Annotated in this window: 11 protein-coding genes and 1 pseudogene; 3 read left to right on the forward strand and 9 right to left on the reverse strand. The window is 65.8% G+C overall.

Going from position 1 to position 14835, the window contains the following annotated elements:
• Positions 1–101: 101 nt before the first annotated feature.
• From ybgC to glpD, 4 genes are read right to left on the reverse strand one after another with little or no spacing between them, the layout of a single operon-like run.
• Positions 102–503: a tol-pal system-associated acyl-CoA thioesterase gene (gene ybgC / locus ACTTAG_RS16715; RefSeq protein WP_444463326.1), complete on the reverse strand. Its 402-nt coding sequence runs from the start codon at positions 501–503 to the stop codon at positions 102–104.
• The gene (locus ACTTAG_RS16720) at positions 500–1147 is read right to left on the reverse strand and encodes a hypothetical protein (RefSeq protein ID WP_444463327.1); all 648 of its coding nucleotides are present in this window, start codon (positions 1145–1147) and stop codon (positions 500–502) included. Before ACTTAG_RS16720 ends, ybgC begins: the two co-directional genes overlap by 4 nt.
• A 56-nt stretch (positions 1148–1203) precedes the next feature.
• The gene (gene glpK / locus ACTTAG_RS16725; protein WP_444463328.1) at positions 1204–2676 is read right to left on the reverse strand and encodes a glycerol kinase GlpK; all 1473 of its coding nucleotides are present in this window, start codon (positions 2674–2676) and stop codon (positions 1204–1206) included.
• Positions 2673–4238 carry a glycerol-3-phosphate dehydrogenase gene (gene glpD / locus ACTTAG_RS16730; protein WP_444463329.1) on the reverse strand — a complete coding sequence of 522 codons (1566 nt, stop codon included), beginning with the start codon at positions 4236–4238 and terminating at the stop codon, positions 2673–2675. The genes glpK and glpD overlap by 4 nt, the downstream gene beginning before the upstream one ends.
• A 271-nt stretch (positions 4239–4509) precedes the next feature.
• On the opposite strand from glpD, the pseudogene ileS reads away from it, so the two are divergent.
• Positions 4510–7460 (forward strand): annotated as a pseudogene (gene ileS, locus ACTTAG_RS16735) (isoleucine--tRNA ligase).
• 206 nt (positions 7461–7666) lie between these two features.
• Positions 7667–8506: an EamA family transporter gene (locus ACTTAG_RS16740; RefSeq protein WP_444463330.1), complete on the forward strand. Its 840-nt coding sequence runs from the start codon at positions 7667–7669 to the stop codon at positions 8504–8506.
• Here ACTTAG_RS16740 and ACTTAG_RS16745 read toward each other — a convergent pair.
• From ACTTAG_RS16745 to fsa, 5 genes are all read right to left on the reverse strand, one after another.
• Positions 8503–9201 (reverse strand): CDP-alcohol phosphatidyltransferase family protein, encoded by a 699-nt coding sequence (locus ACTTAG_RS16745; RefSeq protein WP_444463331.1) that lies wholly within the window; start codon positions 9199–9201, stop codon positions 8503–8505. The two genes, ACTTAG_RS16740 and ACTTAG_RS16745, sit on opposite strands and share 4 nt — an antisense overlap.
• An 81-nt stretch (positions 9202–9282) precedes the next feature.
• Positions 9283–9894, reverse strand: a complete 612-nt coding sequence (locus ACTTAG_RS16750) for a hypothetical protein (protein WP_444463332.1) — start codon at positions 9892–9894, stop codon at positions 9283–9285.
• Positions 9895–10020: 126 nt separating this feature from the next.
• Positions 10021–10944 (reverse strand): tyrosine recombinase XerC, encoded by a 924-nt coding sequence (locus ACTTAG_RS16755; protein ID WP_444463333.1) that lies wholly within the window; start codon positions 10942–10944, stop codon positions 10021–10023.
• Positions 10944–11648, reverse strand: coding sequence for a DUF484 family protein (locus ACTTAG_RS16760; protein WP_444463334.1), 705 nt, complete (start codon positions 11646–11648; stop codon positions 10944–10946). Before ACTTAG_RS16760 ends, ACTTAG_RS16755 begins: the two co-directional genes overlap by 1 nt.
• Before the next feature lie 123 nt (positions 11649–11771).
• Positions 11772–12425 (reverse strand): fructose-6-phosphate aldolase, encoded by a 654-nt coding sequence (fsa, locus tag ACTTAG_RS16765; RefSeq protein WP_444463335.1) that lies wholly within the window; start codon positions 12423–12425, stop codon positions 11772–11774.
• Between the two features lie 206 nt (positions 12426–12631).
• On the opposite strand from fsa, the gene ACTTAG_RS16770 reads away from it, so the two are divergent.
• Entirely contained in the window at positions 12632–14815 is a 2184-nt protein-coding gene (locus tag ACTTAG_RS16770; RefSeq protein WP_444463336.1) for a primosomal protein N', read from the forward strand.
• Positions 14816–14835: the final 20 nt, after the last annotated feature.

Here is a 14835-nt window from a genome sequence, read left to right on the forward strand (position 1 = left end):
CCCGTTTGTCGGGCCTCTTAGCAGTGATTCTACCGGATATTGAGGGGCAGCGCCATAACAACTGCGTCATTGTTGTGGCAGAATGCTGCCCTGCAGCAGTTTCAATGCAGTTTCGGTGCGATCCTTGCGCGGATTTCGGCCGGAAGCCGCGCGGCAGCCCCGGTTTCGGTCAGACAGACCAGCGTCACCGTCGCGGCAAAAAGCTTGTCATTGCCCCGCCAGACCGCCTGATCCAGCACGATCCGCGCCCCGGTTTCGGCCAGAAGTTCGGTCGTGACCCGCAATTCATCATCGAATTTCGCCGGTTTGAGATAATCCGCCTCGACCCGGCGCACGGCAAAGACAAGCCCGTGATCGCGTTTCAGCGCGACCTGATCGACGCCAAGGCTGCGCACCCATTCGCTGCGGCCGCGTTCGATGAATTTCAGATAATTGGCGTAATAGACGATGCCCGCCAGATCGGTGTCTTCGTAATAGACGCGCAGGTTGAATGCGTGGCTCATGCCGCCCCCCCAAGTCCGATCCGTGCCGCCAGCCGCAGCGCATGGCTGGCATCCGTCGCGCAGGCGGGCAGCACCGGATCATAGGCCGCGCGGATCACCGCCGCAATCTCGGGGCGGATGACGGCCACGCCCCGCGCCTCGGCCAGCGGCGGATGGGCGGCAAAGGCACGCTCGCCCCAGGTCAGGATCATCTGCACCGCCTGATTGAGCGCGATGGTTTCGGCGGGCACCTCGTCCAGTGAGGCATCCATGCGGATGAAGCTGAAGCAGGCGCGGATGGCGCCCGCATCGTCAAAGCGGAACGTGCGGAACTGGTTCGCCCCGGCATCATCCAGCCGCGCGACAATGTCGGACAGCCCGTCGATCATCTGGTCAAGGTTCGGAACTTCCAGCAATTCCTGCCAGTCGCGAAAGAAGAAGATCATCAGATTGGCACCGATCTCGGCATCGGTTTCGGCCATCTTCGCATTGGCCAGCACCACCACCGCCTCGGTCGCCCCCTTGACGATGGCCAGCGTGGCCGCGTCGACGCCAAAGACCACCGGCACGATCGGCCGCCCCCAGCGCGCAAAGCGATAGCCCGCGGCCCCGGTGAAGAGCGCCGCGATCTCCTCGGCGCTTGGCATCGTGCTTGTGTCACTCATCTCCACCCCCTGTCGCTGCGCGGCAGCGTAAGCGATGGGGTTGGGCTTGCCAAGGCTCAGACCGCGAGCGTCGCCGCCACCGCACGCTGCCAGCGGGCCAGTTTCCGCGCCCGGTCCACATCGGCCATGGCGGGGGTGAAGCGGCGGTCAAGCGCCCAATGCGCCGCAAACTCCGCAGGCGGCGGGCAGATCCCGGCGCCGAGCCCGGCCAGATAGGCGGCGCCGAGCGCGGTGGTTTCGGTGATGACGGGGCGATCGACCGGGGCGCCCAGAATGTCGGCCAAGAACTGCATCGTCCAGTCGCTGGCCGCCATACCGCCATCGACGCGCAGCACGTTTTGCCCCGCCGCGCCCCAATCGGCCCGCATCGCGTCAAGCAGATCGCGCGTCTGCAGCCCGACGCTTTCAAGCGCCGCGCGGGCAAATTCGGCGGGCCCGGTGTTGCGGGTCAGCCCATAGATGGCGCCGCGGCAGTCGGGGTTCCAGTAAGGCGCCCCCAGCCCGGTAAAGGCGGGCACGATCACCAGATCCTGTGCCGGATCGGCCGCTTCGGCCAGATTTTGCGTCTCGGCCGCCCGCGCGATCACCCCCAGCCCGTCGCGCAGCCATTGCACCACCGCCCCGGCGATGAAGATCGAGCCTTCCAGCGCATAGGTCGTCTCTCCGTTCAGACGATAGGCGATGGTGGCGAGCAGCCGGTTTTGCGACACGACCCTTTCGGCCCCGGTGTTCAAAAGCGCAAAGCAGCCGGTGCCATAGGTCGATTTCAGCATGCCCGGCGTGAAACAGGCCTGACCCACCGTCGCCGCCTGCTGATCGCCCGCCACCCCGGTGATCGGGATCACGGCGCCAAAGAGCGCCGGATCGGTGGTGCCGAACTCATCGGCGCAATCCTTCACCTCGGGCAAAAGCGCCATGGGCACGCCCAGAAGATCGCAGATTTCCGCATCCCATTCATTGCGGCCGATGTCATAAAGCAGCGTCCGCGCGGCGTTTGTGGCATCGGTCGCATGCACCCGACCGCCGGTCAGCCGCCAGATCAGGAAACTGTCGATGGTGCCAAAGGCCAGCTCGCCCCGTTCGGCCCGGTCCCGCGCGCCGGGGACGCTATCGAGCAGCCATTTCACCTTGGTCCCCGAGAAATACGGGTCCAGCAGCAGGCCGGTGCGTTCGGTGATCCGGGGCTCAAGGCCCTCCGCCTTCAGGCCCGCGCAAATCTCCGCGGTGCGACGATCCTGCCAGACAATCGCATTGTGGATCGGCACGCCGGTTGCACGGTCCCAGATCACCGTGGTCTCGCGCTGGTTGGTCAGGCCCAGCGCGGCGACCGGACCGGCCTGCGCCAGCGCCTCGCGGATGGTGGACAGCACCGTCGCCCAGATCGCCTCCGGGTCATGTTCGACCCAGCCGGGCGCGGGGAAGATCTGCGGAAATTCGCGGCTTGCCGTGGCCAAGGGGCGCAGAGCCGCCTCAAAGACAATCGCCCGGGTCGAGGTCGTGCCCTGATCCAGCGCCAGAATCCGTGTCATCGCGCCCCCCGGTCCAGCATGAACCGATCCAGCACCGCGATCTGATCGGCGCTCAGCCGCAGGCCCAGTTTCGTGCGCCGCCAGACCACATCCTCGGCCCGCCGCGCCCATTCGCGGTCCATCAGCCAGATCACCTCGGCCTCGGACAGCCCGGCGCCGAAATCGCGGCCCAGATCGGCGCGGCTTTTTGCTTCGCCCAGAATGGCGAAAGCCTCGGTGCCATAGGCCCGCGCCATCCGCCCCGCCCCCGCCTGCCCCAGAAAGCCATAGCGCACCCGCAACCGCTCGATCAGCGCCTTGACGCCGGTCTGGAAGAAATCCCCCCCGGGCAGCGGCACGCGGGCGGTCCAATCGGGCCCAAGGCCGGGGTAATGCGGCGCCAGCTTCGCCAAGGCCGCCTCGGCCAGACGGCGATAGGTGGTGATCTTGCCGCCAAAGACATTGAGCAGCACCGGACCTTCGGCCTGCAGATCCAGCACATAATCGCGCGAGGCCGCGGTGGCGGAACTGGCCCCGTCGTCATAAAGCGGCCGCACCCCGGCATAGGACCAGACGACATCCTTGGCCGTGACGGGCTTGGCCAGATATTGCGAGACGAAGGCCAGCAGGTAATCGCGTTCGGCCTCGGAACAGGTCGCGGCCTCGGGGGCGGCCTCATGCGCGGCCTCGGTGGTGCCGATCAGCGAGAAATCCTGCTCGTAAGGGATGATGAAAATGATCCGCCCATCCGCGCCCTGCAGGAACAGCGCCCGGGGGTCATCATGCAGCTTGCGCGTCACGATATGGCTGCCGCGCACCAGCCGCACCTGCGCGGGCGATTTCGGCGCGTCGATCAGGCCCAGCACCTGCCCGACCCAGGGCCCGGCGGCATTCACCAGCCCCCGCGCCAGATGCACAGCCTTGCCCGCAGGCCCCTCGGTCTCGATGCGCCAATGGTCGCCCTGCCGCGCCGCGCCAGTGACCCGGGTGCCGACCAGCACGCTCGCCCCCCGCGCCGCGGCATCGCGGGCATTCAGCACCACCAGCCGCGAATCCTCCACCCAGCAATCGGAATATTCCCAGGCCAGACCCATCCCCGGCTTCAGCGCGCGGCCGATCTTGTCGCGCGTCAGGTCAAGCTTGCGCGTGCCGGGCAGGATCTTGCGCCCGCCCATTGCGTCATAAAGGAAAAGCCCGAACCGCAGCAGCCACGCCGGACGCCGCCCCTTCATCCAGGGAAAGACCAGGTTCAACAGCCGGCTTGTCGGCGTTGTCGTGTCGAACCTGATCCCCGCATGCACCGGCAAAACGAAGCGCAAAGGCCAGGAAATATGCGGCATCGCCACAAGTAGCGTCTCGCGCTCCTCCAGCGCCTCGCGCACCAGACGGAACTCGAAGAACTCCAAATACCTCAGCCCGCCGTGAAACAGCTTGGTCGAAGCCGAGGAGGTCCCCTGCGCCAGATCCCCCTGTTCGGCCAAGGTCACGGAAAGCCCCCGCCCCGCCGCGTCGCGGGCGATGCCGCAGCCGTTCACCCCCCCGCCGATGATGAAAAGATCGACGACCCCGGGTTGATCGCTCACGTCTGCCTCCTGCGTATTTGCCCCGATGATGGGCTTTTCCCGCGGTTTGGCAAGCGATGACGCAGCTGCCCGGGGGCCTTCGCGCTTGCCCGCCCCCCTTGGCCCGCCTATAACGCCGCCATGACCGGGCTTTGCTTCAGACATCGAATTACCGGCCCGGCGCTCTGACGCGTCAGGGTTGCCGGGAGATATTCGCCAAGCCCCGGGCACGGAGGTGCCCAGTTCAAATGCCGGGCGCCTTGCGCCCCCCTCAGCCAGACATGGATGCATGATGAGCGCCGACACGCCCGAGACTACCGTCGATTACCGCGACACCGTCTTTCTGCCCGAAACCGACTTTCCGATGCGCGCGAACCTTCCGGGGCGCGAACCCGATTGGCTGGCCCGCTGGGCGCGGATCGGCGTGTATGACCGGCTGCGCGAGAAAACCGGCCGGGCGCCGTTCGTGCTGCATGACGGCCCTCCCTATGCGAACGGGCATCTGCACATCGGCCATGCGCTGAACAAGATCCTGAAGGACTTCATCGTCCGCAGCCAGCAGATGATGGGCCGCGACGCGCGCTATGTGCCGGGCTGGGATTGTCACGGTCTGCCGATCGAATGGAAGATCGAGGAACAATACCGCGCCAAGGGCCTGAACAAGGACGATGTGGACACCGTCGCCTTCCGTCAGGAATGCCGCCGCTTCGCCGAGGGCTGGATCGACATCCAGCGCGAGGAATTCAAGCGTCTGGGCGTCACCGGCAAATGGGAACGCCCCTATCTGACGATGGATTACCATGCGGAAGCCGTGATCGCCGAGGAGTTCATGAAGCTGCTGATGAACGGCTCGCTGTATCAGGGCTCGAAGCCGGTGATGTGGTCGCCGGTTGAAAAGACGGCGCTTGCCGAGGCCGAGGTCGAGTATCACGACCACACCAGCCATACGATCTGGGTGCGGTTCAAGGTTAAAGATTTCGAAGTCACTCCGGTGTTCAGTGACACTTCATCCAGTTTCACTTTGGAAGACTGGAAAAATGCCGCCATCGTCATCTGGACAACGACACCTTGGACGATCCCGCAAAACCGAGCCGTGTCGTTCAACCCGGGCATCGACTACGCGATCTATCGCGTTGAGGAATGCGCGGAGAACAGCACGGGCAAAGTGGGGGAAATCCTAGTTGTCGCTGAGAAACTCTCGGAAGACGTTTTCAAGGCTGCGAAGCTGACGGCGAAAAAGCTCACCTCCGTGCATTTCGTAGACGAAAACTCGAAAATCATTCTCGCCCACCCCTATGCGGGCATCGCGGACGGTAACGGCGAATGGGACTATGACGTCCCGATGCTGCCGGGCGATCACGTCACCGACGACGCCGGGACCGGCTTTGTCCACACCGCGCCCAGCCACGGCGATGACGACTATCAGATGGGTCTCAAATTCCATCTGCCGATGACCTACAACGTCGAGCCGGATGGAACTTACCGGACCTCGCTGCCCGTCTTTGGCGGGCAGGCGATCATCCTTGCCGATGGCAAGGAAGGGCCTGCGAACGTCAGCAACATCAAGGCGTTGCACGGGGCGGGGGCGCTTTTGGCCAAGGGCAAGCTGAAACACTCCTACCCGCATTCGTGGCGCTCGAAGGCGCCGCTCATCTACCGCAACACGCCGCAATGGTTCGCCGCCATCGACGCGAAGCTGGAAGACGGCATGGGCCAATATGGCGACACGATCCGCCAACGCGCGCTGACCTCGATCGACCGGCTCGTGCAATGGACCCCGCCCACCGGGCGCAACCGGCTTTATTCGATGATCGAGGCGCGGCCCGACTGGGTGCTGTCGCGGCAACGCGCCTGGGGCGTGCCGCTGACCTGCTTCACCAAGAAGGGCGCGCAGCCGACCGACCCCGATTTCCTGCTGCGCAACCCCCGAGGTGAACGCCCGCATCTCGGCGGCGTTCGAGGCCGAGGGCGCCGATGTCTGGTATACCGACGGCTTCAAGGAGCGGATGCTGGGCAATATCGTCAACCCCCGAGGATTACAACCAGGTCTTCGACGTGCTCGATGTCTGGTTCGACAGCGGCTCCACCCATGCTTTCGTGCTGCGTGACCGCGAGGATGGCACCGCGGACGGCATCGCCGATCTCTATCTCGAGGGCACCGACCAGCACCGCGGCTGGTTCCATTCCTCGATGCTGCAGGCCTGCGCCACCAAGGGCCGGGCGCCTTATCGCGGCGTGCTGACCCACGGCTTCACGCTCGATGAAAAGGGCATGAAGATGTCGAAATCGCTCGGCAATACCGTGGCCCCGGCGGACGTGATCAAGGATTACGGCGCCGACATCCTGCGGCTGTGGGTGGCGCAATCGGATTACACCGTCGATCTGCGGATCGGCAAAGAGATCCTGAAAGGCACCGCCGACAGCTACCGCCGCCTGCGCAACACTTTGCGCTTCATGCTCGGTGCGCTCTCGGGCTTTGCCGAGGAAGAGCGCGTCAGCCCGGCCGAGATGCCGGAACTGGAACGGTGGGTGCTGCACCGTCTGGCCGAACTCGACACCACCGTGCGCACGGGCTATGCGGCCTACGACTTCCAGGGCGTGTTCCAGACGCTTTTCACCTTCTGCACCGTCGATCTCTCGGCCTTCTGGTTCGACATCCGCAAGGACGCGCTTTATTGCGACGCCCCCACCAGCCTGCGCCGCCGCGCCGCGCGCACGGTGATGGATGAACTGTTCCAGCGGCTGACGAAATGGCTGGCGCCGATGCTGCCCTTCACCATGGAAGACGTGTGGTTGAGCCGCTTCCCGGGCGAGGCGAATTCCGTGCATCTGGAGGACTTCACCGCCACCCCGTCCGACTGGCTGAACCCGGATCTCGCCGCGAAATGGGACGGCATCCGCCGCGCCCGCCGCGTCGTCACGGCGGCGCTCGAGGTGCAGCGCACCGCCAAGGTGATCGGCGCCAGCCTTGAAGCCGCGCCCGTGGTCCATGTCGAGGACACCGCGCTCGAGGCCGCGCTGAAATCGGTCGACTTCGCCGATATCTGCATCACCTCGGATCTGAGCCTGAGCACCGACCCGGCCCCCGCCGAGGCGTTCCGCCTGCCCGAAGTGCCGGGCATCGCCGTCGTCTTCGAGGCGGCGGAGGGCGAAAAATGCGAGCGCTGCTGGAAGATCCTGCCCGATGTGGGCAGCCACAAGCATCCCTGCACCTGCGCGCGCTGCAATTCGGTGTTGGGCTGAACATGACCGGCGCCGGGGGCTTCGCGCCCCCGGACCCCCGCGGGATATTTGCGCCAAGGTGAAAGCAGATCCCGGGATGCCCTTTCACCTTGGTGCAAATATCCCGGGGGGAGTCCGCTTGCGGACGGGGGGCAGCGCCCCCCTTGCCCCGCCTGCCGCCCCTCGCTACCGATGTGACGATTGCATGACAGCCGGAGGCCGCGGCGATGAGCCTGTCCATTCTTCTCGCGGTTCTGGCCGCCGCTTTCCTGCATGCGCTCTGGAATGCGCTGTTGCGCTTTGGCGGATCAAAAATCCGCGCCATGGTGATGCTGAGCTACATGGAAGCGGCCGTCGGCCTTGCCATCGCGCTCTCCCGACCCTGGCCCGAGGTCGCCGCCTGGAAATGGGTCATCGCCGCAAGCTGTGTGCATTTCTTTTACAAGTATTTCTTGGCCCATGCCTATGAACAGGGCGACCTGAGCCGGGTTTACCCCATTGCCCGCGGCACGGCGCCGATGATGGTCGCGATCGTCTCGGCGCTTTTCGCGCTCGATACGATCGCGCCGCTTGGCTATGTCGGCATCGGCGTGCTGGGGCTGGGCATCCTCTTCATGGCGCGCGGCGTCTTCACCGATGGCGAAAGCCGCAAGCTTCTGCCCTTTGCCTTCGGCTCGGCCTGCGCCACCGCCACCTATACGCTGACCGACGGGCTGGGCGCCCGCGTCGCGGGGGATGCGGCGGGCTATGTCGGCTGGCTGATGGTGGGGGGCGGGCTGCTCTTCGGTCTGGTGATGACCTTCACGCGGCCGAAGGGCTTCCTCACCGTCGCGCCGCTGAAGGATTGGGGGATGGCGGCGGCGGGGGCGGCGGCCTCTTATGGCGCCTATGCGATCTCGATCTGGGCGATGACCAAGGCGCCGATCGCGCTGGTGGCCGCCACTCGGGAAACCGCGATCCTGTTCGCAGTGCTGATCGGCTGGCTGGTCTTTGGCGAAAAGATGACCCGGTCGAAGGCGACCGCCGCCGTGCTGATCGTCGCGGGCGTGGTGCTGACCCGGCTTTAATCGGGATGACGCGCCGGGATGATCTGCTGCGCGATCCCCGCGAACATGAGATAAACCGAGGTCACGACAAGGCCCCAATGCGCCCAGCTGCCTTCGTCGAAATTCACCCAGGCGGCGCGGGCGGCAAAGGCGGTCCACAGAAGCGCCATCGTCAGCGACAGCGGCCGCCAGCGCCGGGTCCGGGTCGGGTGGATGAATTTCAGCGGAAAGAACATCGCCACCGCCAGCGCCAGAACCACCCCCAGCGTCACCCAATACGACGGCCAGATCGCGAAAAGCACCAGCACCACCATGTTCCAGCAGGCGGGAAAGCCGGAAAAGGAGCAATCCTTGGTCTTCATCCGCGTATCGGCGAAATAGATCACCGAAGCATAGGTGATCGCGATGATGGCAAGCCATCCGGTCCAGCCCGGCAGCAGCCCCGATTTGAACAGCGCATAGGCCGGGATGAAGACATAGGTCAGGTAATCGACGATCAGATCCATCAGCACGCCGTCATGCGTCGGCCAGTTGTGCTTGGTGTCGAACCGCCGCGCCAAGGGCCCGTCGACGCCATCGACGATCAGCGCCACGACCAGCCACAGGAACATCAGCGACCATTTTTCCTCGACCGCGGCCAGCATCGCCAGCATCGACAGCACCGCGCCGGTGGCGGTCAGAAGGTGAACGGAGAGGGCCTTGAAACGAATGTCCATGGCCCTTCCTGCCCGAAACCGCTCAGGCGTGCAAGTCGGGCCGAGGGCGCACCCCGGCCCGGCCCATGGTCACGATGTCGCTTACGCGACCGCCTTGAGCAGCGACAGGAACTGGCTGGCCGTGTCGCGGTCGATCGTCACCGTGTCCGAAGAACTGCTTTCCGAAGTCATCGCGGAGAAAAGAGACTCGTAAAGCGATTGTGCCGCGGTGGTGATGCTCGAGGAGGTCGTGTCGTCCTCGCTTTCCGAACCCGGCGGCGGGCCCGAAGGTGGCGGGCCGGGGGGCGGACCCGACATGCCCTGCATGCCACCCGCCCCGCCCGATTTCATCGCGTCTTCTGCCGCGGTGAATTCGGTTTCGGTCAAAAGGCCGTCGCCATCGGTGTCGATCGAGCCGAACTGCGCGGACAGCAGATCGGCCACCGGGCTGGCGTCGATTTCCGCTTGCGACAGGGCGCCGTCGCCATCGGCATCGTCATTGGTTGCCAGCGCCTCGAACAGCGACTGGCTGTCGGCCCCACCCGAGGCCGAAGCCGGCGGCGGAGGGGGCGGAGGCGGCGAACCGCCGGTGGCAAAGCTCGACGAGGTCGAGGAGGTCGTCTTCGAAGAGGAACTGCCCGATGCTTGTTGCAGCAACGCCAGCGCGCTGGTGCTCGAATACGAGGACAGAGAGGTCAGGGAGGAAACGCTCATCATACGATCCTTTCTGGATGACTGCGTGCCCTGACGCTGCTCCCGGAGGATGAACGAAGCCTTACATCCCCCCTAAACCTTCGCTTATAACCGCTTGGATTGTAACGGGTTAGCGGGGTTTATGGCTCAGGCGCGGGGGTGTGCGGCCTGATAGACCTGCATGAGTCGCGCCTGATCGACGGCGGTATAGACCTGCGTGGTCGCAAGGCTCGCATGGCCCAGAAGTTCCTGAATTGCGCGCAGATCGCCGCCTTCGGCCAGCAGATGCGTGGCAAAACTGTGCCGCAAAGCATGCGGGGTCGCCGTCGCGGGCAGGCCAAGCCCCAGCCGCGCCCGTTCCATCGACTTCGCCACCAGCCGCGGATTGAGCGCCCCGCCGCGGGCGCCGCGGAACAGCGGCTCATAACGCGACATCGGGAAGGGGCAGAGCCGCAGATAATCGGCCACCGCCTTGCGCGCCGCCGGAAGCACCGGCACCAGCCGTTCCTTGTCGCCCTTGCCGCGCACACGCAGCACCTCGGGCAGGGGCGCATCCGATGCTTTCAGTGCCAAGGCCTCGGAGACCCGCAGCCCGCAGCCATACATCAGCGTCATCACCGCCGAATCGCGCGCCGCGATCCAGGGTTCCTGCGCCTGCACCTCGACCTGTTCCAGCACCTCGGCCGCGGCCTCGACACTCAGCGGACGGGGCAGCTTGCGTTGATATTTCGGCGCCTGGGCCGACAGCACATGGGTGGCGTCAAAGCCCTCGCGCGCCGCCAGCCAGCGGATGAAATTCTTCACCGCCGAAAGCGCCCGCGCCAGCGAGCGGCTGGAAAGCCCGCGCCCGCGTTCATGCGCCATCCAGGCCCGCATGTCGGATTGGCCAAGCCCGGCCAGCTGTGCCAGCCCGAGACTTTCGCCCCGATGCTGATGCAGAAAGGCCAGAAATCCGGCCACATCGGAACTATAGGCCGTCAGCGTGTGACTGGCCGCCCCGTCGATCGCCCGCAAGTGACTGATCCACAGGGCCATCGCCGTCCGTGCGGCGGGCGAGACCCCCACCGACATCAGCTCAGCCAGCGCCGCATGCCGCGTTCGAACACGCCGGCGAAGAAGGCCAGCAGGTCGGTGCCCTGCGAGGGCTTGAATTGATGCGGGTCTTCGGCGCCCATCACCAGCATGCCCGGCAAGCGCCCCTCGCCCAGATCCAGACGCATCAGCGCCTCGGAGCGGATCCAGCTCGCGGCTTCGCCATAGATCGCCTCGGAATGCGGCAGGGTCTGGCGCAGCACCACCGGGCGCACCTGCCCGCCACGACCGGCGCGCATGTATTCCTGGATGAAGCCGGGCTCGGCCACGCACAGCACATCGCCCAGACGGCGCAGCGCCGGGTCACTGTCATCTTGCAGCGTTTCCAGCACCAGCTTGACGCTGTCCACCCGCAGGATTTCCGCGACTTCGGTGCCGAGGTTCTTCAGGAAAGCCTCGAAATCGACAGGATCGAGCATCCGCAGCACGGCACGGTGGATCTGGTTCGTCCCCGAGAGATTCTCATAGGCCGCGGCGATCACCGAGCGGTGGGTGTCTTCAAGCCGGTCCAGGCGGCGTTCCAGCCGCTCCATCGCCACACCGCGCAGGTCGACGATATTGGCGCCCATGGCGCGTTCGTTCGCGGTGATCAGCGCCCGCATCAGATCGCGATCCTCAAGGATCACGTCAGGATCGGAGATGATCTTGTCGCGCAGTTCGGGTGCAAAAGCCGTGTCGGTCATGCCAGCCTCTCGTAAGCGGGTTATGTGGAAATTGACACAGATTCTGGTTAAATGCAGGTTAAATTTGTTAATATTACCGCGGACCTGCCGAAAAAGGCGGGTCCGCGGCGCCTTGGACACGGGTCAGACGATCGACTGGCCGGTTTTCGCCCAATCTTTCAGGAACTGCTCCAGCCCCTTGTCGGTCAGCGGGTGGTTCGCCATCGCCTTGATCACCGAGGGCGGCGCGGTGATGACATCGGCGCCGATCCGGGCGACATCGGTGATATGGTTGACCGAGCGGATCGAGGCGGCGAGGATCTCGGTCTTGAAGCCGTAATTGTCGTAGATGGTGCGGATGTCCTCGATCAGCTGCACGCCATCGAGGTTGATGTCATCTAGACGACCGATGAAGGGGCTGATGAAGGTCGCGCCCGCCTTGGCCGCAAGGATCGCCTGCGCCGCCGAGAAGCACAGAGTGACGTTGACCATGTGGCCTTCGGATGCGAAAGCCTTGCAAGCCGTCAGGCCCGCCCAGGTCAGCGGCACCTTGATGGCGATGTTGGAGGCGATCTTGGCCAGTTTCAGCCCTTCGGCGATCATCTCGGCCGCCTCGGTCGCCACCACCTCGGCCGAGACCGGGCCCGAGACCATGTCGCAGATTTCCTTCGTCACTTCGAGGATGTCGCGGCCCGATTTCAGGATCAGCGACGGGTTGGTGGTGACACCATCGACCATGCCGAGGTCGTTCAGCTCCTTGATGGCTGCCACATCGGCGGTATCGACGAAGAATTTCATGAAGGGCCTCCTGCGCTCTGTCTGGCCGCGATTTAGCGCAAACAGCCGGAAATGGCGAGAGCGGAATCGGGCGAGACGGGGGGCTTGCCGCCCCCCTCGGCCTGACGGCCTCTCCCCCCGCGCGTATTTCAGCCAAGAAAAAGCCCATCCGTTTTTTCTTGGCGCAAATACGCCCGCCGGAGGCGTTGCAGGGCGCGAGGCCGGGCATGTCTGAGCCGGGCTTCTTTCCCGAAGGCGCGCGCGTCTCGGTGCTGACCGCCGAGCCGATCGGCAAGCCTTTGGATTATCTTGCCCCCGAGGGCGGCTGTTTTCCGGGCGCCTTCGTCGAGGTGCCCTTGGGGCCGCGCCGGGTCGTCGGCGTCGTCTGGGGCGCGGGCGATGGCCGGTTCGAGGCGGGCAAGCTGCGGGCGGTGTCGCGGGTGATGGACGTGCCGCCAATGCGGGCAGAGTTGCAGGAGTTCCTGATCCGCATGGGGGCCTATACGATGACTTCGGCGCCCGGGGTGTTACGGCTGGCCACGCGCACGCCGGGGCTGTTCGATCCGCCCGGCGCGCGGCGGATCTATCGGCTGGGCACAGGGACGCCGGGCAAGCTGACCTACGCGCGGGAAAAGGTGCTGGCCGTGCTGCGAGATCATGGCGGCGCGGGGTTTTATCTGACCGAACTGGCGCAGCTTGCGGGCGTCACGCCGCAGGTGGTGAAGGGGCTCGTGAAGCTCGGCGCGATCGAGGAGACCGAACAGCCCCGCGACCTGCCCTTGCCGCGGCTCGATTTCACCCTGCCGGGCAAGGTTCTGTCCGAAGATCAGGCGGCGGCCGCCGCGGCTTTGAAGGGCGAGGGATTCGGGGTGACGCTGCTCAAGGGCGTCACTGGATCGGGCAAGACCGAGGTCTATCTGGAAGCCGTGGCCGACTGTCTGCGCCGGGGGCGGCAGGCTTTGGTGCTGCTACCGGAAATCGCGCTGACCTCGGAATTCCTGTCCCGGGTCGAGGCGCGCTTCGGCGCCCGTCCCGGCGAGTGGCATTCCGGCGTCACCCAATCCGAGCGGCGGCGGCTGTGGCGGATGGTGGCGACGGGCGGCGCGCAGATGGTGGTCGGCGCGCGCTCGGCGCTGTTCCTGCCGTTTCAGGATCTGGGCCTGATCGTCGTCGACGAGGAACACGACACCTCCTACAAGCAGGAGGAGGGGGCGCTTTACAACGCCCGTGACATGGCCGTCTTGCGGGCCTCGCTGGTGGGGGCGCAGGTGGTTCTGGCCTCGGCCACGCCCAGTCTGGAAAGCTGGGTCAATGCGGCGTCGGGCAAATACCGCCGCATTGATCTGGCCGCGCGGTTCGGCGCCTCGGAACTGCCCGAGATGCGGGCGATCGACATGCGCGACGAACGCATCGAGCCCGTGCACTGGATCTCGCCCAGCCTTGTCGGCGCGGTGCTGGCGACGCTCGCGCGCGGCGAACAGGCGATGCTGTTCCTCAATCGCCGCGGTTACGCCCCGGTCACGCTGTGCCGCGCTTGCGGGCAGCAGATCGGCTGCGATCATTGCGACGCGCGGATGGTCGAGCATCGCTTCCTCAAGCGCCTCGTCTGCCATCAATGCGGCGAGACGAAACCCATTCCCACCGCCTGCCCCGCCTGCGGGGTCGAGGGCAAGCTGGCCCCCGTCGGCCCCGGCGTCGAACGGCTGGCCGAGGAGGTGGCGGAACGCTTTCCCACCGCGCGGGTGGCCGTGCTGTCCTCGGACCTCTTCGGCTCGGCCCGGGCGCTGAAAGAGGCGGTGGAGAGCATCGCGCAGGGGGGCGCCGACATCCTCATCGGCACGCAGATTGTCGCCAAGGGGCACAATTTCCCGCTTCTGACGCTGGTGGGCGTGATCGACGCCGATCTGGGCCTGCAGGGCTCGGACCTGCGCGCGGCGGAACGCACCTTTCAGCTGATGCGGCAGGTGGCGGGCCGCGCGGGGCGCGCGGAAAAACCCGGGCTGGCGCTGTTGCAGACCTATCAGCCCGAACATCCGGTGATCCGCGCCATTCTGGGCGGCGACGAGGAGGCCTTCTGGAAGGCCGAAGCCGAGGGCCGCAGGGCCGCGGGCGCGCCACCCTTTGGCCGGATGGCGGGGATCATCCTCTCGGGTCCCGAGATCGAGCCGCTCTTTGCCTATGGCAATGACCTTGCGCAGCACGACGGCCCGCTGCGCCGCATCGGCGCGCAGCTTTACGGCCCCGCCCCCGCCCCCATCGCCCGCATCCGCGGCCGTCACCGGGTCCGGCTTCTGATCCGCGCCGACAAGACTGCGCCGCTGCAACAGGCGATCCGGGCCTGGTTGCGCGGGGTGAAACAGCCCAATTCCGTCCGCCTCGCCATCGACATCGACCCGCAAAGCTTCCTGTAGCCCCGCTTTCGATTGACCGC

Source organism: Rhodobacter capsulatus, from assembly GCF_052363185.1.
Taxonomy (GTDB): Bacteria; Pseudomonadota; Alphaproteobacteria; order Rhodobacterales; family Rhodobacteraceae; genus Rhodobacter; species Rhodobacter capsulatus_E.